Origin of the sequence: Geomicrobium halophilum (assembly GCF_014207655.1) — a bacterium.
In the GTDB taxonomy this organism is placed as follows: Bacteria; Bacillota; Bacilli; order Bacillales; family Marinococcaceae; genus Geomicrobium; species Geomicrobium halophilum.
In genome coordinates this window covers 346,588-371,658 of record NZ_JACHHJ010000002.1, presented here as the reverse complement: position 1 = coordinate 371,658, position 25,071 = coordinate 346,588, and the positions used below count along the sequence as shown (strand labels likewise).

Here is a 25,071-nt window from a genome sequence, read left to right as displayed (position 1 = left end):
ATGAATCCAAATAAAACAACGGCATTCCTTTATAGGAAGCCGTTGTTTTTTAGTTCACCTGGTAAACCCTAAATTCATAAGGCTCTAACGCAATCGTTTTTGCATTCAAGTGTTCTTCAATTTTGTAATTATTTAAGAGTAAGCCATCGTAAGATAATATAATATTCTCTGTGTGACATGTTGCGGGTTTTCCCGTTAAATTTGCCATAACAACCATTTTTTCATAACCTGAAGTCCTTGTGTATGCATACACTTGTTTATTACTGGAATCAAGTAGATCATAGAGACCGTAGATAAAGATCGGATAATCTTTCTTTATTTGAATCATGCTTTTATAAAATGCAAGAATGGACTGTTGTTCTTGCAGCTGTTTTTCAACATTTATATGACTGTAGTTTGGATTCACTTTCATCCAGGGAGTCCCAGTGGTAAATCCTGCGTTCGGTTCTTCAGACCATTGCATGGGTGTTCTGCTGTTGTCGCGGGAAGGTGCCCAGATGTACTCCATAGCCTTTGCATGGGATAATCCTGCTTCACGTTTAGCAGAATATAGATTTTTGGTAGAAACATCGTCATAATCTTCAATTGAGGGGTACTGTACGTTCGTCATCCCAATTTCTTGCCCTTGATAGATAAAAGGCGTTCCTTGCATTAGAAAATACATACCTCCAAGTGCCGTCGCGCTTTCACGCCAAAACTCTTCGTCATTTCCCCAGGTAGAAACTACGCGTGGTTGGTCATGGTTCTCGAGAAATAAGGCATTCCATCCATTATTTTCTAAGCCCTTTTGCCAGCGGGTGAGGACATTTTTTAATTCAAGAACATCCAATTCTTGATTTGGTTCTGCATCCCATAGACCCAAATGTTCAAATTGAAAAATCATGTCCATTTTTCCTTGTTCTTCCCCCACCCACAAATGTGCTTCATCGATCGTTACACCGTTTGCTTCCCCGACTGTCATAACATCGTACTTCCCATAGGTTTCTTCTTTGAACTCCTCAAGAAAATCATGAATTCCTTCCTGATTCAAGTGCATATCAAAAGATGGGACATAAGCTTTGTCTTTTTGGTTTGGCATATTAGGTAAATGCGGTCGCTTTTTAATGTGGCTGATGGCATCAATGCGAAAACCATCGATTCCTTTTTCCAACCATCCATTGACTGTTTTATACAATGCATTTCTCACTTCTTCATTTTCCCAATTTAAATCAGGCTGTTTCGGTGAAAATAAATGTAAATAATACTCTTCTGTCACGGCATCATACTGCCAAGCCGATCCTCCAAAAATACTTTCCCAATTGTTGGGTTCCTGCCCTTGTTTCCCATCTCTCCAAATATACCAATCTCTTTTGGAGTTATTCTGAGAAGAGCGTGATTCAATAAACCAAGGATGTTCATCACTCGTATGATTTAATACCAAGTCCATGATTAATTTCATTCCTCTTTGATGAACCTCATTTAAGAGCTCATCAAAGTCTTCCATCGTGCCAAACTCTTCCATAATTGATTCATAATCGGATATATCATAACCGTTATCATCATTTGGGGATTGATATACCGGGCAGATCCAAATGACATCGATCCCTAATTCTTTCACGTAATCCAAACGTTGAATAATCCCCTTTAAGTCTCCAATTCCATCTCCATTTGAATCCTGAAAACTTCTCGGGTATATTTGGTATCCAACCGCTTCCTTCCACCAATGTCTTTTATACAATCGAACAACCTCCTGCATTTTTGATCGACCTGATCAACCCTTTACAGCACCTGTCGTTAACGCACCCTCAATATAACGTTGGAACAAAAGAAAGAGGATAATTACAGACACAATAGATAAAATGCTTGGTGACTCATCAGTTGTTGTAACCCGGTAATGGTCGTATCCTCATCCGCTGCAGCATCAGCACATCCGGTTAAAACAAGCAATGCTCCGACGGAAAAAGTTATAGTGTGGAATCGATTCCATATTAGCCCTCCTATTACAGTGAATCAAACACTCGCGATTGCGGGTGTTCTTCATCCCTTTATTCTTTTTCTAAAATGGTTTCTAGTGGCTCGACATTGCCGTATTGCTGCCAAGCGGTATGCACTGGCGCGGCCCAAGACACCCCATTTTCAATTACTTTTTGAATATCAGGATGATAGTAGCTTGGATACGTTTCGTGACCAGGTCGAAAATAAAAAATTTTCCCGCGGCCACGTTGATAGGTACAACCACTTCTGAATACCTCTCCACCTTCGAACCAACTAACAAACAGGAGACGATCAGGCTCTGGAATATCGAAGTGTTCCCCGTACATTTCTTCACGTTCCAATTCAATGTACTGACCAATACCTGAACAAATCGGATGGCTTGGATCAATGACCCACAATCGTTCCTTTTCATCGGCTTCCCGCCATTTTAAATTACAAGTTGTCCCCATCAATTTTCTGAATATCTTAGAATGGTGACCAGAATGAAGCACAATCAGTCCCATTCCTTTAAGTACTCGTTCGGCCACTCGATCAACAACCTCGTCATCAACCTCATCGTGAGCGATATGGCCCCACCATAGCAAAACGTCTGTTGAATCTAATACATCTTTACTTAATCCATGTTCAGGTTCATCCAAAGTCGCGGTTTTCACATCTGTATATCCTGACTCTATCAAAACCGCTGCTAACTGCCCGTGAATACCCTCGGGATAAATATTTGCCGCTTTAGGATTTTGTTGTTCGTGACAGTTCTCATTCCAAATAGTAATATTCATAGAAATCATCCTTACTGTAATATGTTTCAAAGAAAATGTAAGCCTGGAGAACTCGGAGCGTATGATATGGTGGTTTTTGGTTTTATCCAAGTCCCTTAAAATCAAAAGCTTATTTTTCCCGGACTTTTTGCACACTCTATTATAATTTGACGCTCTGTTTTGTTTCACTACTCTTATAAATCGCATCAATCAATTGATTGGTCATCAAAGCATTTTCCAATGTTACAAGTGGCTTGGTCTCTGGGAATGTACATAAATCGATAAAATGCTCCGCTTGGGACAATGATTCCTCTTCTTCACCCTCAATCCACGAGGCATAGCTATTGATTAACATGCCGTTACGGGCATGATTCATTTGCAGTGGAAATAACGAGAGGCCCCCTTCAGATCCGGAAATCTCAAGCACCTGTTTATCTTCTGAAATATTGGCTGCCCATGAGGTCTCGAATAAAAGAGAAATGTCCCATGAAAATCGTATGTAGGCGGTGACATGATCATCTACCTCAAATCGGGACGCATCAAAAGATCCCCACTCATTCACCTGCTCAGCCCCTGTAGACACACGGTTATATGCCGTTCCTATCACTTCTACAGGATTAGGATGATCAAGCAGCCACAACGCGATATCTAACAAATGGGAGCCATAATCAATCAGACTGCCACCACCTTGAAGCTCCTTATTTGTAAAAACCCCCCATCCTGGAACCTTCCTTCGACGCAAAGCCTGAACCCGAATTACTAAAGGATCACCAATTTCCTTTTGTTGCAGTAACCTTTTTGCCCCTTGGACATCTTTCATAAAACGATAATGATGGGCCACCATTAACGTCTTCCCATTTTCTTTTGCAGCTTCGATCATTTCTTTTCCGTCGTCATAAGAAATTGCCATCGGCTTTTCACACAATACATGAACACCTGCTTCTAATGCATCTACCGCAATTTCTTTGTGAAATTTATTAGGCGTACAAATAACGACGGCATCCACGAATGGAAGGAGTTCTTGATAATCCGTAAACGCATGTGGGATCTGAAAGCGCTCAGCAACAGCTTTCATGACGTTTTCCTGTGTATCGCAAACAGCGACAAATTCAACCCTATCTGCAAATATCTGAAACGTTGGTAAATGTCGATCTTGAGCAATACCTCCTACCCCAATAAACCCCATTTTCAACTTAACCATAAACGATACTCCTTTGTGTGAAATCGATCCCATGTTCATTTATGTCGATGACCTTTGTACCAACTCCATCTGCAAGTGTTCCATTGTTCGTTTCACTTCAACTTCCCCCTTAAGCATCGCGATCATTGTATTCATCGCTCTATCACCTATGAATCCAATCGGTTGCCGAATGGTCGTCAACTGAGGATCAATAATTGTCGCTACCGGATGATCATCGAACCCTACAACAGCCAGGTTATCCGGGATTTTCCAGTTATATGTTTTCGCTTCTATTACAAACCCTGCCGCCAATTCATCACCACCGCTAAGTTGGCTAAAAAAAGGATTTGTTATCCGGGAAATCAAAATAGCAATCGTCTTGGTTTGGTTATTCCTCAAACTACGGGCAGACGAATTCAGCGTATACCCTAACTCTTTTACAGCCTGCAAAACGGCTTCTCTTTTCTCATCACTGACATAAGGGTGATCATTTAACACCCTAGATATCGTCGTTCGCGATAATCCCGTCAATCTAGCAACATCTTTAATGGTTGGCATATTCTCCTTACACCTTATGCAATCGTTTTCATATATTCTAAGTAGAAACGTTCTGAATGTCAACGAAGAATGTAGAATAAACCAACCAGTATATTTGAGTAGTTCCGTTTAAGGCAACGACGATGGCTGGATGTGATTCGAACGTGACTATCGTTTCCAGCGCAAGAATTCATTTTTTCAGCTCACCACCATATAGCGCAACCAAGGTATTTCTTTTACAGCAGAGTCTGCGATCCATCAATATACATTTCCGTACCACTCACATGGCTTGAGGCATCCGATGCTAAGAATAGAACGGTTTCAGCTACCTGTTCAGGTGTTCCAGTATTATTGGGCGATACTTTTTTACCAGTAGGAATACGGATGTTCTTGAGCTGTTCTTCATCGGGATAAGTACGATCACCGATATTTGTGTCAATAGCCCCCGGGCAAATGACGTTTACCCGAATATTGTAATTGGAAAGCTCCAGGGCAGCCATTTTTCCGAAAGCCATCTGCCCAGCTTTGGATGCACTATAAGCTGTCATACCGAAATTGGAAAACACACGATTTCCATTGACGGAACTGGTAATGATGATGCTTCCGCCACCTTGTTTCATGTAAGGGATTGCGTGTTTCACAGTCAAAAAAGTCCCTTTCATGTTAACAGAAAGCGTCTTGTCCCATTCATCCGGATCAAAATCTTCAATCGGTGCGACCGCTCCATTTATACCAGCATTTGCAAACACAATATCTACCTTCCCGAAAGTCCTCGCTGCTTCCTTTAAAGCAGAATGCATCTGGATTGAGGAGCTGACATCTGCTTCAATGGCCATACCCTCCGTTTCAAGTTCTGATTGGAGGGTATCGACCTCTTCTTTATTGTTATCGATAAGTACTACTTTCGACCGATTTTCAGCAAAAAGATAAGCTGTACTTCTGCCAATCCCTGAACCAGCACCCGTTATCACTGCTACTTTATTTGCCAACATCACATTCACTCGCTTTCAACCCTTTATTTTTTAAAATTATAAATGATATTGACATTTCAAACAAAGGAGGTCAAAATTAAATAAATGCAACCGTTTTCATAAATTTGTAGAAAGGATGATTCAATTGACAACGATTCATATTGGTGTCATCGGTTGCGGGAGCATCGCTACCCACCGCCACTTACCCGAATACGCCCAGCACCCCAATGTTAATATCGCTGCGGTTACAGACCCAGTTTTTACAAGAGCTAAAGAAAGGGCTGAAAAATACAACGCAACCGCTTACAAAACGACCGAGGAGCTTCTAGCAGCCGATTTGGATGCTGTAAGTATTTGCACACCTAATGTTGCACATGCACCCCTGTCGATCCAAGCATTAAGTAGTGGCAAGCACGTGCTATGTGAAAAACCAATGGCTGCTACTACATCGGAAGCTCTAGAGATGATTGAAGCAGAAAAAGCATCTGGAAAAACGCTGATGATTGCCCATAACCAACGTTTCGTTCCTTCCCATCAAGAAGCGAAGAAGCTGATTGCCAACGGTACAATTGGCGAGGTGTATAGCGTTCGCACCACGTTCGGTCATGGAGGACCTGAAGGTTGGAGCATTGATGGGGCGGATAGCTGGTTTTTCGACCAAACACGCGCCATCGTGGGTGCTCTTGGGGACCTTGGGATTCATAAAGCTGACGTCATACGTTATATCCTTGATGAGGATATCGACGAAATCGCAGCATTTACAACCAACCTATCAAAGCCGCATGGAAACGTTGAAGACAATGCCCAATGCGTATTGAAAACAGAAAACGGAAAGCTCGTATCACTAATCGCTAGCTGGTCGTATCATGCATCTGAAGAAAATTCAACGATCATTTTCGGGGAAAAAGGCACGATCCGTTGTGAGGATGATCCTACATATTCATTAATCATCGAGTATGCGAACGGCAATCGCTCCTTGCATGAGCTAGGAGAAATTCAAACGAACGACGCGCAAACTAACTCCGGAGTCATCGATGCATTTATCGATACGATCCAATATGGAAGCATCCCGCCAGTCACCGGTTACGATGGGAAGAAATCCTTGGAAATCATTTTAGCCGCACAGACGGCAGCCGAGACGAAAAGAACCATTAAAATCTCTGATGTAAGTTCTAAAGCTATTCAAGGAGGTCACCAACGATGAAATTAGGCGTTTTTACCGTTTTATTTGGGGATTTATCCTTTGAAGAAATGCTCGATCGCGTCAAAGCAACAGGGTTAGAAACCGTCGAGGTCGGCACGGGTGGATATCCGGGTAATGCCCATTGTCCCCTCGATGAACTATTGGAAGATGAGGGTAAGCGAAAACGTTATTTAGAAGAAATTGTAAAAAGAGGGCTGGAAATTAGTGCTCTCAGCTGTCACGGCAACCCGCTAAGCCCGAACCAAGATGAAGCAGCCAATGCCCATGAGCAATTTACGAAAACATTGAGGCTCGCAAACTTACTCGATGTACCTGTCGTCAACGGTTTCTCCGGAACTCCGGGAAGTGGTGAAAATAGCCGTGAAACGAACTGGCCTGTCGTTCCATGGCCAAGTCAGTACAGTGATATTTATGAATGGCAATGGGAAAAGAAAATTATTCCTTATTGGAAAGAAACAGGAAAAATTGCTGAAGACTATGGCGTAAAGATTGGGCTCGAATTACATGGAGGTTTTTCTGTCCACACGCCGCACACAATGCTAAAATTATCTGAAGAAGCTGGTACTGTCGTTGGCGCCAATTTAGACCCAAGCCATATGTGGTGGCAAGGTATTGATCCTGTTGCCGCGATCCGTATTCTCGGTGAAGCTGGCGTCCTCCATCACTTCCATGCCAAAGACACCTATTTAAATCAAGAAAACATCAACCGTTACGGTCTCCTCGATATGCAGCCGTATGCAAAAGTAGGCGACAGAGCATGGACATTCCGTACCGTAGGCTATGGACATTCCGTGTACGAGTGGGCAGAAATGATCAGTGCCCTAAGAACCTATGGATATGATCACGCCATTAGTATTGAGCATGAAGATCCAATCATGTCAATTGAAGAAGGCTTTACTAATGCAGTAAAAAATCTGCAGTCCATTATTATTCGTGAGCCAGCTTCTGAAATGTGGTGGGCTTAACCAGAAGAAAGGGGGCACGTAGCATGGCCGTAACGATTAAAGACGTTGCGATCGCAGCAAATGTTGCCACATCCACTGTCTCTCGCGTGCTCGCCAATAGTTCGAAGATCAGTCCGGAAACAGCCAGGCGTGTTCGAAAAGCCATCGATGACCTCAATTATCACCCCAATCACCATGCCCGCAGCTTGGCTAACAATTCGACGAAGACCATTGGACTTATCATGCCAAGCTCAGCCCATGTCTCTTTTCAAAACCCTTTTTTTCCTGAAGTGATACGTGGGATTAGTACGGAAGCACACAAAAAAAATTATGGTCTTTATTTATCTACCGGACAAACTGATGAGGAAGTGTATGAAGAGGTCAAGCAGATGGTGGTTGAGAAACGGGTAGATGGCATCATCCTTCTTTTCTCACTACAAAACGATCAGTTGATTCCGTTTCTCATGGAGGAAGACTTTCCATTTGTACTGCTTGGAAGACCCGCGGTCGATCACCCTGAACAAGTTTGGTACGTGAACAACGATAACGTTCGAACCGGACGGCTGGTCACCGAATATTTAACACTGCTCAAACACGAACGTATCGGTCTAATTTTAAATCGCAGTGATGCGATCGTCACTCATGATCGTATGCAGGGATACAGGGAAGCTTTGGAACGGTCGAATCTTCCGATTAACGACGATTATATCGTTCATTATGCCGATCATGAGAACGGCGGTAAAGATGCTTTTATCGAAATCATGTCAGTTCCTGATCCACCCACCGCACTTATTGCTGAAGATTTGGTCGTCTTCGATGTCCTTCGAACCGTACAAGATTTAGGCATACGCGTACCTGAGGAGCTATCCATCGTTGGATTTAACAACTATATGATTTCTGAATTAGCTTCCCCTCCTATGACAAGCATTGACATCAATATTTTCGAACTCGGCGTACAATCCATGGCACTCCTCTTTGACCGCCTGGAGAACCCAAACCAGGATGCAAAACAGCGGATTGTCCCCCATGAGCTGATTCGCAGAAGTTCATGTTCGCGCTTGAAATAAGTGGCCCCCTTGCACCAACCCCTCTATTGAGAGAGTTAAAAGGTTGGATTTCGGGGGCTAATCTCCAGCCCAATACGATTAAGGAAAATTCTCCCATTTTATTTTACATAACAAAGGGATTGCATGTCCAACCCCCGAATGAGTTGTTCCCTGATATCCCTTTCCTTTATACTAACCTTAATGATTACATGAAGGAGTTGGCAGTATTCATCCCCAATTTCGCAACGGCATGATCCTCATCTTCATCGGTTTGCTTTTATTAATGTTTATCCTATTGGTCCACGTAAACCTGATCCTCTGGGCAATGATTCTGGCCGCAAGCATTGTAGCCAATATTACAGGGACGATAAAATTATTAAAATATGTAAGGGACGCTTAGCTATTTTAACAAAAAAAGCGCTAACTGGAGATGTATAAGGGTATTTCGGTTATAGGACGGAAAATAAAACCATATAGTTCTTTCAAAGGGCTTATCGCTCTTAATAAATGACCGCTGAGGGGGCAAAAGAATTTTTCGTTTTAATCTTTCGGAATACAAAAAAAGGGTTCATAAGACCAAACAAAGCATGCAAGACAACGGAATCGATGTATTGCTCATTACCGACCCAGCCAATATGTATTACCTCTCCGGGTATGACGCATGGACGTTTTACGTAGGTCAAATATTAGTGGTCATTATAGATGAAGAGGAACCGATGTGGATCGGAAGAGATCAGGATGCCAATGGTGCTCATTTGACCACCTGGTTAGATGAAAAAAATATTATCCCTTGCCCAGAGCATTATTATCATTCAGAAATGAAACATCCGATGGGTTTTATTGCCCGGCTTGTACATCTGCTTAGCAAATCGAATCGACCTATTGGTGTGGAAATGGATATGTATTATTTTACGGCTACAACGTATGCCTCGTTAAAAAAAGAATTGCCAAATGCAACCTTTAAAGATGCGAGTACGCTCGTCAATTGGGTTCGTCTCATCAAATCTGATCAAGAAATCGAATATATGAAGCGTGCAGCTCAACTGGTCGAAAATGCCATGACTACTGGCTTGGAAAAGATCAACCCCGGTGTTCGTGAGTGTGACGTCATTGCTGAAGTCTATCACGAGCTTATATCCGGAACAATAGATTATGGAGGCGATTATCCAGCAGTTGCGCCGTTGATCCCTTCAGGAAAAGAGACAACTGCACTACATTTGACGTGGACAGACCGCAAATTTAATTCAAATGATTTTGCTATTTTAAAGCTAGCGGGGTGCTATCATCGTTATCACGCTCCCCTCTCCCGGACCGTATCCATCGGAGAAACCTCCGCTCAAATCAAAGACCTAGCCAAACTTTGTGTGGAAGGCCTGCATGCTGCTCTCGAGACAGCTAAGCCGGGGGTAACCTGTGAGGAGGTTGAAGCTGCCTGGCGTAAAGCGATTGAACCTCGCGGGGTTGTGAAAGATTCATACCTTGGCTATTCCATAGGGGCGAACTACCCACCTGATTGGGGAGGGCACACCGCCAATCTTCGCAAAGGGGATCCGACCGTTTTGCAGCCCAACATGACCTTTCATATGATCCCACGGCTTTGGTATGGACAGCTAGGGATTGAAGTAAGCGAAACATTCAGGGTCACGGAAACGGGCTGCGAAACTTTTGCAGATTACGAACGAAAGTTGTTTTTAAAATAAAAATGCTGTCCTTTGACAGTAGTAAAAGATCCGTTGCGATGGCTTCTCATCGCAACGGATCTTTTGTCCAGTAAACACAACGCCTCAAAAAGTGGGGGTTAACCGCTCCCTTTTCGGCGGCCGGGGTAAATCTTTCAGCGCAATACTTCGTGGGGCGAAAGCAACAAGAAATTCGTCGCTACGGCCAAAAGAATTCGCCGAAGATACCTTCCTACGTGCAAACGACAAATCTCTACAAAGCTATTGGAACATCTCTTTTTTTGAGTATTACCGGATATTCATTTCATTCGGGAGTGGACCTTGACGTTCATTGCGATCCAGTTCATTAATGGCTTTCATATCTTCGGCGGTTAACTCAAAATCAAATGCATTAAAGTTTTCCTCAATGCGGGAGGGTGTTTCAGATTTTGGAATGATAATCGTATCATTTTGCAAATGCCAGCGAAGCATCACTTGTGCAGGTGTTTTCCCATGAGAATCAGCAATTCTTGTAATCACTTCATTTTGCAAAGCATCACCGCCTTGATTGAGCGGGCTCCAAGCTTCAACAAAAATGTCATTTCCCGCACAGAATTGCTTTAGTTCATTTTGCGGCAAATATGGATGGCATTCAACTTGATTTAAAACAGGGGTTACATCACACTCATCAAGCAAACGCTGCAAATGTTCAATATCAAAATTACAAACACCAATGGCCTTTACCCGGCCCTCATGGTAGAGCTTTTCCATCGCTTTGTATGTGTCTACATAATCATCGTAATCGGGCGTTGGCCAATGAATTAAGTATAAATCCACGTAATCAAGCCCAAGTTTGTTGAGACTTTCTTCATATGCCTGAATCGTATTTTCATATCCTTGATCAGCATTCCAAACCTTCGTGGTAATAAACAACTCGTCACGGGGGATTCCGGAATCTTTGATTGCTTTGCCGACCCCATGCTCATTTTGATAAATCATCGCCGTGTCCAGAGAGCGATAACCTGTTTCAAGTGCTTTTGCAACAGCAGGTGTCGCTTCTTCATCTTTTACTTTCCAAACGCCAAACCCAAGTTGAGGCATTTGTAAACCATTGTTTAATGTAACATAATCCATGGAAACTACCTCTCCTTCCTAATGACATTATAGCACGTTTTTAGCTACTACAGTCTAGAGGATGTATGACCCCTTCCCAAAGATCAGATTGTTCTAGTTGGGCGGCAAGTTGCAACAAAACATGTTCGTTTCCTTTCGACGCCATGGCTTGAACTCCTATGGGTAAGCCGTTTTTACACCTATGAACGGGTATTGACGCCGCCGGTTGGCCAGTGAGGTTCGCCAGTTGTGAAAATGGGGAATACGTCAAGCTCGGTAAAAACATATCATAGAGAACCGATAGAGGATCTTCATTTTCTATCCTTTTGATGAGTTGTTGACGTTCTTCCTCGTTAGGAGTGAGCTCTCCGACCTTTGGGGCAGGATAAGCGGTTGCTGGTGTCACATAGAGATCGTACGTATCGTGAAGTTTTGCCATCTTCGCCGCTGCTGTGTCCCAGGCAGCTAAGCTACGTAAACGTTGCCGCACTCACGGTTTGACCAGCTTCACTGAGTACCCACGTCTCTATTTCTACGTCTTCCGGTGTAAGGCCATGCCCAAGGGACTCCTCCAGCCCCATCCGCAACGCAGCCATCTCCCCACTATTCATCAGATAATATTGTTCCATCAAAGCGACACCATTCACGTCATTGTCGACTTCCTCGACCTCATGCCCTTCAGAAATCAAGTGATTCAACACCTTGTTCAGCGCTTCTTTCGCATCTTCTGAAACCGTTGTTCCTACAGGGGATTCACTGGCATATGCGATCCGTAGCGGCCGTTTGAAGTTCTCGTTCATGACCTTCGCATAAACCCCCTCATACAAAGGCCATTGAAACGCAGCTTCAGGTTGAATCACCTGTAATCCATCGAGCAAGGCCGCGCTATCCCGCACCGATCGCGATAACACAAAATCAATCGCCGCCCCCTGCCATTGACGCCCTGTTCCCGGACCAATGGGCATTCGTCCACGCGTGGGCTTCAATCCAAATAACCCTGTAAATGACGCCGGAATCCGGATCGATCCACCACCATCGCTCGCTCCTGCAACAGGCACAATCCCCGAAGCCACAGCAGCTGCTGCTCCCCCGCTGGACCCCCCAGGAGAATGATCAAGATTCCATGGGTTTCGCGAAGGACCATATAACCCAGGTTCCGTAATATTTTTCAGACCAAACTCCGGGGTATTCGTATTTCCAGTAAAAATAAATCCCTGCTGACGTAACTTCTTAACAAAAAAACTATCCTGTTGCGCCCTATGATTCTTCATTAACCGAGCGCCCGCCGTCATTGGTTCCCCTTTGAGCGATTGGGAGATATTTTTTAACACCATTGGCACACCGGAAAAAGGTCCTTCCGGTGACTTTTGCTTTGCTGCTGAATGTGCATCGGTGCTGAAATCATGAACGATTGCATTCAACCGTTTATTTACGTTATCTTTCCGCTCTATGCTTGCTTTAATGAGCTCAGCTGCAGTCACATCACCTTTAGCCACCATTTCCGCCATCGCTGTCGCATCCAGCGATAGGTAGTCGTTTAGCGTGAGCATGTTCGCTCTCATGATAAACTCCTTTCTTGAAGACGATTTTTTCTTCGAATCAGAAAAGTGGATCTTGAACGAACCGTTGTAAATAAAACCAGCCCGACCCAAATAAGGCAAAACGACAATAATTGAATACTGCCAAACGGCTCATGAAAAACAAAAACACCCAAAATCAGCATCATAGTCGGTGCGATATATTGCAGTATCCCAATCAATGAAAAAGTAATCCGCCTTGCCCCCGTTGCGAATAATAATAAAGGTACGGCCGTCGCGATGCCTCCACCGATCAAGATTAAAGAGATATCAAGATTTGTAAGCGCAAAGGAACCGCCTACCCCCGAAAATGAATGTATCCATATCAAGAACAGGAGCGCAAAAGGGGTCATCAATAACGTTTCGATCGTCAAACCCGCCCAAGCCCCAATCGGAACGATCTTCTTAATTAATCCATAGCTTGCAAAACTAATCGCCAATGTGAATGAGGCCCACGGGAAACTTCCATAATAAACCGTCATTATCATCACCCCGATAAACGCGAGCAGCACGGCAACTTTCTCAAGGGTTAATAATCGTTCTTTCAAAAATACCATGGCCAACAATACGTTCACTAATGGGTTAATATAATAGCCAAGGCTTGCCTCTATGACACGATCACTATTAACGGCGAAAATAAACACAAACCAGTTGATACTAATAAATACCGAAGCTGCAATAATGGCAAAAAAGGTTTTTTTATTAAAACAAGCCTGTTTTATTTCTGTTATAATTATTCGTATTTTTCCAAACAAAATTAAAATAAGTACCATGAAAATAAGGGACCAGATCACACGATGGGCAAGCACTTCAGCAGAGGGAACCTCACCGGCGAGTTTCCAATATAATGGTAACATCCCCCATACTAAATACGCCAAAACCGCCGCGACAACCCCTGCACCTGCTGTATTCTGTTCATTCATGCTGTTTCACTCCGCTTCTACACTTCGATTCCATCGTCAATGTTAATAGCCGAATAATGATCCTGGAGAAAAACCATTCGTTGTAACCCTACATTGTAGCAGAGACCTATCGTTTGGTTGCTTTCATTATAACAGATCAAAAACCGAGAGCCTGGAACTTTTTAACCTTCACTCACATCGTTGCTTGTCCCTAGATAGCGTCATGAAAAGTAAAACTATACCAAGTAAATCCTCTAGCATCAGCCTTTTTGACGGTGGTAAGATAGAATAAAAGAAAGAATGTAGGACAATGATCGGAGGCTATAGATTGAAGTTTAACTATTATATACAAGCATATATGAAATGGATGTTTGGGGTATTTTTCGGAGCCATACTTTTAATCGGCATCAATTGGTTATTAGACGTAAACGTAGAGGGAATTTTGCTAACGATCATCTTATTTGCGCTTGTTGGGCTTCTCTACCCTTTTATTCAGCAATATATTGATAAAAGAAAGAATCAAAACTAGAACAGAGCATCTGAAATAAAAGGTCACCATTGGAAGTGGGCCCCTTGTAGATTCAATGAATGGCTTAACGAGTAATGAAAATTTTCACAATAAAAATATTCATGACACCACAAATATCGAAAATGGGGCAATATGAGGTGTCATGGAGAGATATTTTACCAAATGATGACGTCCAGAATCGTCGATGTAACCATCATTGGCGTGAGTGTCTGACACCGTGCACTAGCGTAGGCTCTTCTTCAGGGGCGAGAGAAAGACTTGAAATCTTTGTTTCCCACTTTAAAAAGAAACCGTTCCCAAAACCATTGACATTTCTTTCATATGTTTTATCATATACGTAAACGGTTACGTAATCGTTTACGTTCCTCATGAAAGTGTGATCTTGGTGTCGACAAGCATCCGCGAAGTTGCGAGAAAGGCAGGGGTTTCAACAGCCACAGTCTCCCACGTGATTAATGAGACTAGGTTTGTCGCTGAGAAGACACGTCAGCGGGTCATTGATGTCATGACCGAGTTAGACTACACCCCTAATTTTGCTGCCAAAACACTTCGAAGTCAAAAAACCTTTACGATCGGGCTCGTGCTTCCAGACATCTCGAACCATTTTTTCACCTCTGTAGTCAAAGGGATCGAACAGCACCTGGATCAAAAAGGTTATCAACTATTAGTTGGGAATACAGATGAAAATGTTGATGTGGAGATTGAAAAAATCAAAACCTTTCAGGCCCAGCAGGTGAGCGGGATCATCCTTGCATCGAGCGCGGAAAACTATGAAGAGATCGAGCCCTATCTCAATCAGGAAACCCCAACTGTTTTTATAGATCGAATCCCTCATGGGGCAAATGTTGATTATATCGCTGTTGAGAATGAGAAAGCCGTTTATGGAGCAGTTCAACGCTTCATCGATCTAGGACACCAACAAATTGGAATGATTACTGGGATAAGTAAATTAAGTTCCACACAAGAGAGAATGAATGGCTATCGCCGAGCCATTGAACATTCCCAACTTCAACTTGATGAAAGCCTCATTTATACTGGAGATTCGAAATTCGAAGGCGGCTATAAAGCAGCTCAGCAATTATTAAAAAACACTGGCATCACAGCCATGTTTGTTGCCAATAATTTGATGACCATCGGGGCCATCACTTATTTAAAAGAACAAAAGGTTAAAATTCCTGAGGATATCGCAATCATTGGCTTCGATGATTATGAATGGGCGAAAATTACAGATCCTCCCCTTTCAGTCATTAAACAGCCAACGGAAGAAATTGGGGAAAAAGCAGCTGAAATTTTATTAAGCAGGAGCCATGTACCAGCTCTGGAAACCGAATCATTTCTTCTTCCAACCAAATTGATTCAACGAAGCTCATGTTAACAAGCAAGGAGTGGAATAATTGAACAGGATTATCTCTTTAGGCGAATTACTCATCGACATGTCGCCGCTGGCGTTTACTGAAAAACCAAGCTTTCAAGCAAACATTGGCGGTGCACCCTTAAATATGTTGTCTGCCCTTGCTAAATGGGGGAAGAACACTACATTTATAGGAAAAGTGGGCGACGATGTTTTTGGCAAGCAAATCAAACAAGAACTTCATACTTTAAACATTGATACACATGCCATTCAAGTAGCTGAACGTGAAAAAACGACACTTACTTTTGTCACTTTACAGGCTGACGGAGAACGCTCCTTTGATTTTTATCGATCACCTGGTGCAGATCAACTGTTACAACCGTCTGAATTAAATCCGGACATGTTCACACAGAACACCGTTTTTCATCACGGCTCTTTGTCGCTCTCCCATGAACCGTCCAGAGGAGCGACCTTTCAAGCTCTTGCGCTAGCGGAAAAAAATGAAATGCTGATCAGTTATGATCCCAATATTCGCCTGGGTTTATGGGAGAGCAGTGATGAAGCCCGGCAAATCATCCTGGAAGCGATGTCCTATACGGACATATTAAAAGTTTCAGAGGAAGAGCTTTTATTTTTAACAGAAGAAACAACGGTTTCCCAAGCCATTCAACACTTACGAGCGATCCATAACATTCCGCTCATTTTTGTCACCTTTGGTGCAAAGGGGTGTTATTACTACGGTACCCACGGAAACGGGTATGTTTCTGCCTTCAAGGTCAACGCGATTGATTCGACTGGAGCCGGTGATGCATTCATGGCAGGTATTCTTTATGGAATCTTGGAGAATTCTAAGAGCATCCATTATATTCAAGATGAGGAACTCCAAAAAATCGCCGCATTCGCCAACTACGTAGCTGGGCAAACGACTACACAGAGCGGAGGCTTTAATGTCGTTCCGTCTTTAGAAGAAATCCCAGCTGTTTACCAAACGAAATCAATAGAAAGTGAGTGATGATGAAATGTTTAAGAAACTATTTAAAAAGACGCCATCAGAAGAAGCTATAGTAGCACCTATTAGTGGAAAGGTCGTTAAGTTAGAAGAAGTTCCTGACCCAACATTCTCAGAAAAAATGATGGGAGAGGGACTAGCCATTGAACCCACAAGCGGAAAAGTTGTTTCGCCGGTAAAAGGGAAAATTGTACAAGTGTTTCCTACCAAACATGCAGTAGGCATTGAAACCGAACAGGGCACCGAGCTTTTAATCCATATAGGCCTTGAAACGGTGGGCATGGAAGGCGATGGATTCGAAGGTCATGTTGAGGTAAATGACAAAGTGGGCATCGGGGATCCACTGGTTTCTTTCGATTTGGAGAAGGTTCAAGAAAAGGCAGCGAGTACGGTTAGTCCTATTGTGGTCACAAACGGACAAGCGGACGATCGAATTGAACATACGGAAGAAACAGATGTGGAGGCAGGGGAAACGCCTGTTTTTACCTACTACCCCAGTTAAGGACAAAAAACTGTAGTATGCTAGTAACCATCCCTCGAAAAAATTTCGGGGGAGTTTTCCTGGTTTTAAACATCCTCTAAAAGCACAACTTAGAAAAAAGGGGCCTTCAAAATGGCTAAAAACCGCAAAATCGCAGAGCAATTGATTGAATCTGTCGGTGGAAAAGAAAATATAAACTCCGTTTCACACTGTGCTACACGATTGCGAATTATGGTCCATGACAAAGAAAAAATTAACCAGGAAAAAGCCGAGGAGATCGATAAAGTAAAAGGTGCTTACTATAATTCAGGTCAATACCAGGTCATCTTTGGAACCGGTACAGTGAATCAAATTTATGAGGAATTTAGTAACTTAGGAATCTCTGGTTCTTCGAAATCAAAGCAAGCAGGAGAAACTACGAAAAAAGGAAATTGGTTCCAACGTGCGATCCGAACATTTGGGGACGTGTTTGTTCCTATTATCCCAGTACTCGTAGCGACGGGATTGTTCATGGGTTTACAAGGACTCATCATGCAAGAAAGTGTCCTGGAATTGTTTGGATTAACTGAAGATTCCATACCAGACAACTTCCTTATTTTTTCTGAGGTGCTGACGGATACTGCGTTTGCGTTTTTACCGGTACTCATAGCTTGGTCTGCATTCAGAGTATTTGGAGGCAGCCCCGTCATCGGAATTGTCCTCGGTTTAATGCTCGTAAACCCGGCCTTGCCAAATGCCTGGGATGTTGCCGAAGGGGCCGCCGATCCATTAGTGTTTTTTGGATTTATTGAAGTTTCTGGTTATCAGGCATCGGTTTTACCGGCCTTCATCGCGGGTTTTATCGGGGCAAAACTGGAAAAGGGCCTTCGCAAACGAATTCCTGATGCGTTAGACCTTATTATAACACCATTTTTAACGTTACTTATTATGATTTTTTTAGCCTTGTTTTTGATCGGACCGCTCTTTAATACTGTTGAGGAAGCTGTTATGTCAGCAGTTATTTTCCTCTTGGATCTACCGTTTGGGATTAGCGGTTTAGTCATTGGCTTTTTCCATCAAATCATCGTTATTACTGGCGTTCATCACATTTTTAACTTTCTCGAAGTCCAATTGCTACAACAGTTTGGTGAGAATCCGTTTAACGCGATTATCACTGCTTCGACCGCCGCGCAAGGGGCTGCCGCACTTGCTGTTGGATTGAAAACAAAAGCTGCTAAGTTGAAGGCTTTAGCATTACCATCCTCATTTTCTGCTTTCTTGGGGGTGACAGAACCAGCCATCTTCGGCGTCAACTTACGATATGTTCGACCGTTCATCATGGGGCTGATCGGCGGGGCAGTCGGTGCAGCTTTTGCATCAATGGTTGGGCTTGCAGGAACAGGCATGGCCATTACTGTCATTCCAGGAACACTACTGTATCTTGATGGCCAGATCCTTCTCTATATAGCAACGAACCTTATATCAATTGGAGTAGCCTTTGCATTAACATGGATGTTTGGGTTTAGTGACAAAATGAAAGATGAGATCGATCAAAGATAAATGATTCCAAAAAGGATGATAAACATGGAATGGACAAGGGGACAACGCTATCGTCGGCTTTCTGAAATGACACTACAAGAACAAAGAAATTTACAACACACCGTGGAACATTCCCCCTGGCGCCAAACCTTTCATGTGCAGCCGCCGATGGGGCTTCTTAACGACCCCAATGGGTTTTGTTTTTACAATGGGAAATTTCATTTGTTTTATCAGTGGTTCCCATTTGGTGCTGTTCATGGAATGAAACATTGGTATCATACAACCTCAGACGATCTTGTACATTGGGAAAACCAAGGCCTCGCTATTGAACCACGAGAGTGGTTTGAAAGCCACGGCGCCTTTTCGGGAAGCGGCATTGTTCATGAAGAAAGCTTACACCTTTTATACACTGGAAATACGAGAAATAAACATTGGGAACGCCATGCCTATCAGTGTTTAGCCGTTATGAACAGTCATCACCAGATCCAAAAGCATGCCGATCCTATCATCGAGGGGCCTCCCAAAGGCTATACCCATCATTTTCGAGATCCTAAAGTTTGGCAAGATGAAGATTCCTATCACCTTGTGATTGGTGCCCAGCGGGAAAATCGAACCGGGTGTGTACTCCTCTATCATTCTCCCGACCTCTATCATTGGGAATTGATAGGGGAAGTGAAAACACGCTACAACGATTTTGGATTTATGTGGGAGTGCCCGGATTACTTTGAACTGGGAGGGAAAGGCCTTCTACTCTTCTCCCCGCAGGGATTAGAACCTGAAGGTTATCACTATCAGAATATCTACCAGTCCGGATACTTTATAGGAAACCCTTTGAACCTCACAGACGGCTCATTTGAACATGAGGATTTCGAGGAACTCGATGCAGGGTTTGAATTTTATGCTCAACAAACCACACTTACGCCCGACGGACGTCGAATTTTAATCGGCTGGATGGGGCTGCCCGAAATCCATTACCCAACAGACCGTTATCAGTGGGCCCATTGTTTAACGATTCCACGAGAGTTAGCCATAAAGAATGGGAAGCTTTATCAGCAACCCGTTCATGAAATGGAAAAGCTTAGGAAGACGAAAAAATCTGTTGCCGATACAATTGAAAGTACAACGAAAGCGTATGAAGAAATCAAGGGTGTTTGTTATGAACTGAAAATCGAAATGAACATCCAAACGGCTTCAACTTGCGGTGTTAAACTGCGCAGCGGAGACGAAGAAGAAACCGTCCTTTATTATGATCATAAAAATAAAGAAATCGTTCTAGACCGTGAAAAATCCGGCGAGCGATTTGCTGAAGAATATGGAACAAAACGAATAAAGCCTCTGAATTGCACATGCCTTACGCTGCATATATTCGTGGACGTTTCATCTATAGAGATATTTGTGAACCACGGTCTATATGTATTTACCACGCGAATCTTTCCATCTAAAGAGAGTCAAGGCATTGAGTTCTTTGCTGAAAATGGGGGCGTTGATCTAGAAGCTGTACAGTGGGATTATGAATGATAATGACCCGACTGCGAGGCGTGAGGTGAAATCCCCTTACTTAACGATGCACCGGCTTCGTTCGCTTACAATGATAGCGTCTGCGCAACTCGATTATTCGTTCTGGGAAATGTCTTATGAGCAGGAGAAGTGACCAGTGGTATAAAAACAAGATCGAACGAGCGCATACAGCGCTTCGTTCGATTCTTTACAAAGTATATGATTCGTTATACTTCAAATACATTACATGTGTTGAGAGAAAATCATTCACCCCATTTTTGCCATCTGTGCCACCAATTCCGGATTTGCGCATGCCTGCGTGATAGCCTTGTGTTGCTTCATCTGTAATGCGGTTAACATACGTTTCCCCGAACTGAAGGTCCCTTGATGCTTGCATGACTTCATTGTAGTCGTTTGTGTAGAGTGCTGAAGATAGTCCATAAATGGAATCATTCGCTCTTTCGATCGCTTCATTAAAGTCTTTGTACGTCGTAATCGGCAGGACGGGACCGAAGATTTCCTCTTTCATGATCTCTAGTTCATCAGAAATATTCGTCAGGACGGTCGGCTTATAATAATAGCCTTTGCCAAGGTTGAGACGTTCACCCCCTACTTTCACTTCTGCGCCTTGCTTTTTCGCGTTTTCCACGAGCTTCTCAATCTTGTCGAGATGATGGGCGCTGGACACTGGACCCATATCGACTTCATTATCTTCTAGTGAATAACCCACTTTTATCTCTTTCATTGCACGAATCATCTTATCAATGAATTGTTCCGCAACGTCTTCCTGGACATAAACACGTTCTGCGGAAATACAAGCTTGTCCAGCATTTTCAATTCGAGATGCTTTGATATTTTCAACGGCAAGATCTAAATCTGCATGCTTGGAAACGATCATAGGTGCTTTGCCGCCAAGCTCGAGATTTACTTTCGTAATGTTCTGTGCTGCAGCTTCCATCACTTTCGTTCCTGCTGGAACGCTTCCCGTCATGCTGATCATCGCTACTCTAGCGTCACTGGAGAGACGGTTACCTACGGTATCTCCTTTTCCTGTGACCAAATTATAGACACCTTTAGGAAGATCAGATTGATGAATGATTTCGCTCAGCGCTGCTGCTGTATTTGGTGTTTCTTCCGATGATTTAACCACAATAGAACAGCCTGTGATTAATGCTGTTGCTACTTTCCGTGCGAAAATAAAAACTGGGTAGTTCCACGGAATAATTCCTGCTATAACGCCGATCGGCTTTCTTTGAATAAGGATCTGTTCGTTCGAATCATCGCTAGGGACAATCTCTCCCCCAATCTTTCGATTCCATTCTGACATATAAAAGAAAAAGTCGATGGCACCATCTAGTTCTCCGGAGGCTTCATGGATTGGCTTGCCTTGCTCTTCACTGAGTAGTTGCGCAAGCCTTTCTTTGTCAGCATGAATGGCCTCAGCAATACGTCGAACAATTAGTCCTCGGTCAACTTGAGGTGTCTTTTCCCATTTTTTTTGAGCTACATAAGCAGCTTCAACCGCTTGATCTACTTCCTCATCTTTCGCATCAACAACCTTTGATATGACTTCTTCTGTTCCTGGATTTACAATATGAATTATTTCGGTTGACTTTGAGGTCACAAACTGACCATTAATGTAGAGTTCATGTGGTTTCATGTATGATCTTTCCTCCAATCCTGGACCGATGCTGTGATGTAGGTTCCCACAATGGGCTATGCTTAAACATGGCAACCTTGTTGATCTTGCTATTATGTAACTAACGAAAGAAGGAACAAATTCAGACTACATTGCTGATGGAACATGCCTAACGCAGGCAGCTTTGATCTAATGAATAATAGACATAGATAACTCTCCCATATACATCTCAGTGCTCCTCACGTACCAAAAACGTATCCTAGAAAAAGAAAACCGCTTTTTCATCGTGCGAAGGAACGCTTACGAAGCAGCCAGCTTCGCTCCTCGGAAAAGTAAAAATGCTTTCGTGGTGCAAGCATGATGGTCGAGATGGGCTTCCTTGTACTCCAATCATAAGAAAACCGCGCACTTCATTCATGTATCCATACTATAGAAGTATCAATTTTACCTTTGGCGTTATGATGGTCCATTCACTCTATGCAGGTTTGCATAAGATAAATGGAGTATTATGGAAAGCGAGGAGATTTGGATGAAAGTAGGGGTTATAGGTGCTGGTAATATGGGAGAAAACCATGTGCGTACGTATCTCTCTTTACCTAACCTCTGTGAATTGGTTGGGGTTTTTGATGTCGATCAAAACAAAAGCAAACAAATCGCAAGTAACTATCAAATAAAATCTTTTTCATCCATAGAAGATTTATTACAACAAGTTGAGGCTGTCAGTATTACAGTACCGACACCGTTTCACTATAACGTCGGCATCACGTGCATTCACCACAACGTACATCTTCTTATGGAGAAACCCATTACAACAACGGTTCAAGAAGCCAAGGCCTTGGTTCAAAAAGCTTCAGATCAAGGTATCATCCTTCAAGTTGGCCATATCGAGCTCTTTAATCCGCTCGTTCAAGAATTAAAGAAAGCATTAGAAAAAGAAAAAATTATAGCTATTGAAACGCATCGTATGTCTCCATTTGGAGGAAACCGAAAAGGGGCCGACGTCGTATACGAGTTAATGATTCACGACTTATATTTAATACACTATTTCATTCAAGAAGAGTTCCAAGAAGTGTATACCGCAGGAAAGCTTCAAGCACAACACCCCATGCACGCAAGGGTGCTTGCAACATCAGCAACAGGCATGATCGCCCAGCTCACCGCTAGCTATAAATCCAATAAAAAAGTAAGGTCTATCGAATTTTTAACAGAAGATGCATATATCTCTGCAGACTTTCTAGGCAATGAGTTAACGATAACTCAATCTGTATCACAAACTAAAGGAGAGTTCCCCAGATCAATGACCAAAAGCACTCATACTCCTACGTTTCTACAACCATTAACGCTTCAACTTACTGACTTTCTTACCAGTGTGCAAGATATAAGTACACCGACGGTGACAGGGGAACAAGGGATAAAAGCTCTAGAGCTATCAAGCAAGATTAGCGATTCCATTAAGATCCATTCTTAGTTCCGTTTGCGCTGAATTCTCAGTTGCTTTCGCTGAATAACGAAATATTGCACCGGATGAGCATTAGACTAAAGTCATCGTTGGGTTTAGCTTAGCGGCCAACGCCCCCTAACTTCTTGAAGCAGGTGGAGCTATTTCCCAGCTTACTTTGAATAAAAACTCCGTTTCGATGGTATCCCAACGGAGTTTTTTCGTATGAGATACCCCCTTAAGGGCGATGAAAGAATTTGGATACGGCATCTACGATCTTATCTTGGAGGGGTTCCGATAATTCGGGAAAAATCGGTAATGCCAAGATTTGCTTAGAAACCTTTTCAGAAATGGGAAAGTCTCCTTCTTGATAAGAAAGATATTGAAAAGCTTCTTGTAAATGCAGCGGTACCGGATAGTAAATCGCCGATGATATCCCTTTCTCGTCAAGTGCCTCGGCAAGATGATCTCTCTCCTGGAGTTCGATACAATATTGATGGTAAGTGTGAACTCTCCCCCTACCCTCCGCTGGAGTCTTCACATAGCTGGAGAGCATTTCAGTATATCTCTTCGCGATCTCCTTACGCTTATACAGAAATCGATCTAAATAATTGAGCTTAACGAGGAGAATGGCTGCTTGTAATTCGTCTAAACGACTATTAATGCCAATGGAACGATGATAGTATTTCGTTTTGCTTCCATGATTTCTTAATTCATACACTTTCTCATACAGTACATCATCATTGGTTACGATCATTCCAGCGTCACCGAAGGCTCCAAGACTTTTGGAAGGAAAAAAAGAAAAACAGCCAATATCCCCAATGGCTCCTGCCCTTCTTCCATCCACTTCTGTCCCGATAGCCTGGCAAGCATCCTCAATGACCCGAAGCTGATAGTTCTTGGCTAGTTTCATTATTTCTTTCATATCCGCCCCCTTTCCAAATAAGTGCACGACAATAATTGCTTTCGTCTTTGGTGTAATCGCTTCTTCGATTTTGTTTGGATCGATATTATACGAGTCTGCATTGATATCGACAAACACAGGCTTAGCACCAACTTCTGCAATTGTTTCACCGCTAGCGAAAAAAGTAAAAGGTGTTGTAATGACTTCATCTTCAGGTCCAATATCCAACGCTCTAAGTGCAAGATAAAGGGCATCTGTTCCGTTTGCGACCCCAACCGCATGTTTCGTACCGACGTATTCAGTTACTTTCTTCTCGAAAGCCAGACACTTAGGTCCTAGGATGTAGCGGCCACTTTCTAAAACCTCTTCCATTTCTTGCATCATCTGCGGTTTCAAGAAATTGAGCTCTTTTTGCAAATCAACCATCGGAATCCTGCTGTCATCGACCATTTTCATTCCCCCTCATGTTCTTCCAATTCCTTCGTAAGTGATACCGTTTTCCGTAATGAATGCTTGATTGAGCGCATTTCCTCCATCGAATACAAGTGTACAACGACGAAATGTTGCAAATTTTGCCAATTTGTTTATTCGTATGCTTGATGATAAGCCTGCACGATGACGACATCGACATTTTTAACTTCATCATGTTCAAGGAGGAGTGGTTGTAGCCCATACCGTTCCATTTCTTCTTTACTGTAAAGAGAATCATTTTGACATAGACGTTCACGTGTTTTTTCTTTAGTAGGTAAACAAGTAATCATGTCGTGGGTGTTTCTCATCAAACTTCATTCGTCATTATATGTATGCTTCCTCATTTTGCGTGGACATTTATGAACGAAGACTT

21 protein-coding genes and 1 pseudogene are annotated in these 25,071 nt (G+C 42.9%); 11 read left to right on the top strand and 11 right to left on the bottom strand.

The genetic code is table 11. The annotated features are described in order from the left end of the window. Nucleotides 1-49: 49 nt before the first annotated feature. From HNR44_RS09820 to HNR44_RS09800, 5 genes are all read right to left on the bottom strand, one after another. Nucleotides 50-1,735 (bottom strand): glycoside hydrolase family 13 protein, encoded by a 1,686-nt coding sequence (locus tag HNR44_RS09820; RefSeq protein WP_184403952.1) that lies wholly within the window; start codon nucleotides 1,733-1,735, stop codon nucleotides 50-52. Between the two features lie 289 nt (nucleotides 1,736-2,024). Continuing rightward, entirely contained in the window at nucleotides 2,025-2,750 is a 726-nt protein-coding gene (locus HNR44_RS09815; protein WP_184403951.1) for a ThuA domain-containing protein, read from the bottom strand. A gap of 139 nt (nucleotides 2,751-2,889) precedes the next feature. Next, entirely contained in the window at nucleotides 2,890-3,930 is a 1,041-nt protein-coding gene (locus tag HNR44_RS09810) for a Gfo/Idh/MocA family protein (protein WP_184403950.1), read from the bottom strand. Between the two features lie 39 nt (nucleotides 3,931-3,969). Further along, the gene (locus HNR44_RS09805; RefSeq protein WP_184403949.1) at nucleotides 3,970-4,467 is read right to left on the bottom strand and encodes a LacI family DNA-binding transcriptional regulator; all 498 of its coding nucleotides are present in this window, start codon (nucleotides 4,465-4,467) and stop codon (nucleotides 3,970-3,972) included. A 215-nt stretch (nucleotides 4,468-4,682) separates the two neighbouring features. After that, nucleotides 4,683-5,438: an SDR family oxidoreductase gene (locus HNR44_RS09800; protein WP_184404162.1), complete on the bottom strand. Its 756-nt coding sequence runs from the start codon at nucleotides 5,436-5,438 to the stop codon at nucleotides 4,683-4,685. Between the two features lie 124 nt (nucleotides 5,439-5,562). On the opposite strand from HNR44_RS09800, the gene HNR44_RS09795 reads away from it, so the two are divergent. The 4 genes from HNR44_RS09795 to HNR44_RS09780 all read left to right on the top strand — a co-directional run bounded on the left by HNR44_RS09795 (nucleotide 5,563) and on the right by HNR44_RS09780 (nucleotide 10,311). Next, entirely contained in the window at nucleotides 5,563-6,621 is a 1,059-nt protein-coding gene (locus HNR44_RS09795; protein WP_184403948.1) for a Gfo/Idh/MocA family protein, read from the top strand. Beyond that, nucleotides 6,618-7,586 (top strand): sugar phosphate isomerase/epimerase family protein, encoded by a 969-nt coding sequence (locus HNR44_RS09790; RefSeq protein ID WP_184403947.1) that lies wholly within the window; start codon nucleotides 6,618-6,620, stop codon nucleotides 7,584-7,586. The genes HNR44_RS09795 and HNR44_RS09790 overlap by 4 nt, the downstream gene beginning before the upstream one ends. Nucleotides 7,587-7,609: 23 nt before the next feature. Then, the gene (locus HNR44_RS09785; RefSeq protein ID WP_184403946.1) at nucleotides 7,610-8,632 is read left to right on the top strand and encodes a LacI family DNA-binding transcriptional regulator; all 1,023 of its coding nucleotides are present in this window, start codon (nucleotides 7,610-7,612) and stop codon (nucleotides 8,630-8,632) included. A gap of 509 nt (nucleotides 8,633-9,141) precedes the next feature. Then, the gene (locus HNR44_RS09780; protein ID WP_184404160.1) at nucleotides 9,142-10,311 is read left to right on the top strand and encodes a M24 family metallopeptidase; all 1,170 of its coding nucleotides are present in this window, start codon (nucleotides 9,142-9,144) and stop codon (nucleotides 10,309-10,311) included. Nucleotides 10,312-10,578: 267 nt separating this feature from the next. Here the strand turns inward: HNR44_RS09780 and HNR44_RS09775 are convergent, their stop codons facing one another. From HNR44_RS09775 to rarD, 3 genes and pseudogenes are all read right to left on the bottom strand, one after another. After that, entirely contained in the window at nucleotides 10,579-11,403 is an 825-nt protein-coding gene (locus HNR44_RS09775; protein WP_184403945.1) for an aldo/keto reductase, read from the bottom strand. 40 nt (nucleotides 11,404-11,443) lie between these two features. Continuing rightward, a pseudogene (locus HNR44_RS09770) lies at nucleotides 11,444-12,932 on the bottom strand (amidase). Nucleotides 12,933-12,940: 8 nt separating this feature from the next. Beyond that, a complete protein-coding gene (gene rarD / locus HNR44_RS09765; RefSeq protein WP_184403944.1) occupies nucleotides 12,941-13,882 on the bottom strand; it encodes an EamA family transporter RarD in 942 nt (313 codons plus the stop codon). A 307-nt stretch (nucleotides 13,883-14,189) separates the two neighbouring features. On the opposite strand from rarD, the gene HNR44_RS09760 reads away from it, so the two are divergent. The 6 genes from HNR44_RS09760 to HNR44_RS09735 all read left to right on the top strand — a co-directional run bounded on the left by HNR44_RS09760 (nucleotide 14,190) and on the right by HNR44_RS09735 (nucleotide 20,267). After that, the gene (locus HNR44_RS09760) at nucleotides 14,190-14,390 is read left to right on the top strand and encodes a hypothetical protein (RefSeq protein ID WP_184403943.1); all 201 of its coding nucleotides are present in this window, start codon (nucleotides 14,190-14,192) and stop codon (nucleotides 14,388-14,390) included. A 385-nt stretch (nucleotides 14,391-14,775) separates the two neighbouring features. Then, complete coding sequence (locus HNR44_RS09755; RefSeq protein WP_184403942.1) at nucleotides 14,776-15,765, top strand: substrate-binding domain-containing protein; 990 nt, start codon at nucleotides 14,776-14,778, stop codon at nucleotides 15,763-15,765. Nucleotides 15,766-15,784: 19 nt separating this feature from the next. Further along, the gene (locus HNR44_RS09750; protein ID WP_184403941.1) at nucleotides 15,785-16,753 is read left to right on the top strand and encodes a carbohydrate kinase family protein; all 969 of its coding nucleotides are present in this window, start codon (nucleotides 15,785-15,787) and stop codon (nucleotides 16,751-16,753) included. A 7-nt stretch (nucleotides 16,754-16,760) separates the two neighbouring features. Next, nucleotides 16,761-17,252: a PTS sugar transporter subunit IIA gene (locus tag HNR44_RS09745; RefSeq protein WP_184403940.1), complete on the top strand. Its 492-nt coding sequence runs from the start codon at nucleotides 16,761-16,763 to the stop codon at nucleotides 17,250-17,252. A 111-nt stretch (nucleotides 17,253-17,363) separates the two neighbouring features. Beyond that, nucleotides 17,364-18,770, top strand: coding sequence for a sucrose-specific PTS transporter subunit IIBC (locus HNR44_RS09740; RefSeq protein WP_184403939.1), 1,407 nt, complete (start codon nucleotides 17,364-17,366; stop codon nucleotides 18,768-18,770). A 24-nt stretch (nucleotides 18,771-18,794) separates the two neighbouring features. Beyond that, a complete protein-coding gene (locus HNR44_RS09735; protein WP_184403938.1) occupies nucleotides 18,795-20,267 on the top strand; it encodes a glycoside hydrolase family 32 protein in 1,473 nt (490 codons plus the stop codon). A 187-nt stretch (nucleotides 20,268-20,454) separates the two neighbouring features. Here the strand turns inward: HNR44_RS09735 and aldA are convergent, their stop codons facing one another. After that, the gene (gene aldA, locus HNR44_RS09730) at nucleotides 20,455-21,906 is read right to left on the bottom strand and encodes an aldehyde dehydrogenase (protein ID WP_184403937.1); all 1,452 of its coding nucleotides are present in this window, start codon (nucleotides 21,904-21,906) and stop codon (nucleotides 20,455-20,457) included. Nucleotides 21,907-22,414: 508 nt separating this feature from the next. Here aldA and HNR44_RS09725 point away from each other — a divergent pair. Next, nucleotides 22,415-23,353, top strand: a complete 939-nt coding sequence (locus HNR44_RS09725) for a Gfo/Idh/MocA family protein (RefSeq protein ID WP_184403936.1) — start codon at nucleotides 22,415-22,417, stop codon at nucleotides 23,351-23,353. A gap of 208 nt (nucleotides 23,354-23,561) precedes the next feature. On the opposite strand, the gene HNR44_RS09720 is transcribed toward HNR44_RS09725, so the two are convergent. Continuing rightward, nucleotides 23,562-24,677 (bottom strand): DegT/DnrJ/EryC1/StrS family aminotransferase, encoded by a 1,116-nt coding sequence (locus HNR44_RS09720; RefSeq protein WP_184403935.1) that lies wholly within the window; start codon nucleotides 24,675-24,677, stop codon nucleotides 23,562-23,564. Nucleotides 24,678-24,811: 134 nt separating this feature from the next. After that, complete coding sequence (locus HNR44_RS09715) at nucleotides 24,812-25,009, bottom strand: hypothetical protein (protein WP_184403934.1); 198 nt, start codon at nucleotides 25,007-25,009, stop codon at nucleotides 24,812-24,814. Nucleotides 25,010-25,071: the final 62 nt, after the last annotated feature.

What these genes read in the sequence shown, in the direction of transcription:
- HNR44_RS09820 (WP_184403952.1), bottom strand. Translation starts at nt 1,735, where the DNA reads ATGCAGGAGGTTGTTCGATTGTATAAAAGACATTGGTGGAAGGAAGCG.
- HNR44_RS09815 (WP_184403951.1), bottom strand. Translation starts at nt 2,750, where the DNA reads ATGAATATTACTATTTGGAATGAGAACTGTCACGAACAACAAAATCCT.
- HNR44_RS09810 (WP_184403950.1), bottom strand. Translation starts at nt 3,930, where the DNA reads ATGGTTAAGTTGAAAATGGGGTTTATTGGGGTAGGAGGTATTGCTCAA.
- HNR44_RS09805 (WP_184403949.1), bottom strand. Translation starts at nt 4,467, where the DNA reads ATGCCAACCATTAAAGATGTTGCTAGATTGACGGGATTATCGCGAACG.
- HNR44_RS09800 (WP_184404162.1), bottom strand. Translation starts at nt 5,438, where the DNA reads ATGTTGGCAAATAAAGTAGCAGTGATAACGGGTGCTGGTTCAGGGATT.
- HNR44_RS09790 (WP_184403947.1), top strand. Translation starts at nt 6,618, where the DNA reads ATGAAATTAGGCGTTTTTACCGTTTTATTTGGGGATTTATCCTTTGAA.
- HNR44_RS09785 (WP_184403946.1), top strand. Translation starts at nt 7,610, where the DNA reads ATGGCCGTAACGATTAAAGACGTTGCGATCGCAGCAAATGTTGCCACA.
- HNR44_RS09775 (WP_184403945.1), bottom strand. Translation starts at nt 11,403, where the DNA reads ATGGATTATGTTACATTAAACAATGGTTTACAAATGCCTCAACTTGGG.
- rarD (WP_184403944.1), bottom strand. Translation starts at nt 13,882, where the DNA reads ATGAATGAACAGAATACAGCAGGTGCAGGGGTTGTCGCGGCGGTTTTG.
- HNR44_RS09745 (WP_184403940.1), top strand. Translation starts at nt 16,761, where the DNA reads ATGTTTAAGAAACTATTTAAAAAGACGCCATCAGAAGAAGCTATAGTA.
- HNR44_RS09740 (WP_184403939.1), top strand. Translation starts at nt 17,364, where the DNA reads ATGGCTAAAAACCGCAAAATCGCAGAGCAATTGATTGAATCTGTCGGT.
- HNR44_RS09735 (WP_184403938.1), top strand. Translation starts at nt 18,795, where the DNA reads ATGGAATGGACAAGGGGACAACGCTATCGTCGGCTTTCTGAAATGACA.
- aldA (WP_184403937.1), bottom strand. Translation starts at nt 21,906, where the DNA reads ATGAAACCACATGAACTCTACATTAATGGTCAGTTTGTGACCTCAAAG.
- HNR44_RS09725 (WP_184403936.1), top strand. Translation starts at nt 22,415, where the DNA reads ATGAAAGTAGGGGTTATAGGTGCTGGTAATATGGGAGAAAACCATGTG.
- HNR44_RS09720 (WP_184403935.1), bottom strand. Translation starts at nt 24,677, where the DNA reads ATGGTCGATGACAGCAGGATTCCGATGGTTGATTTGCAAAAAGAGCTC.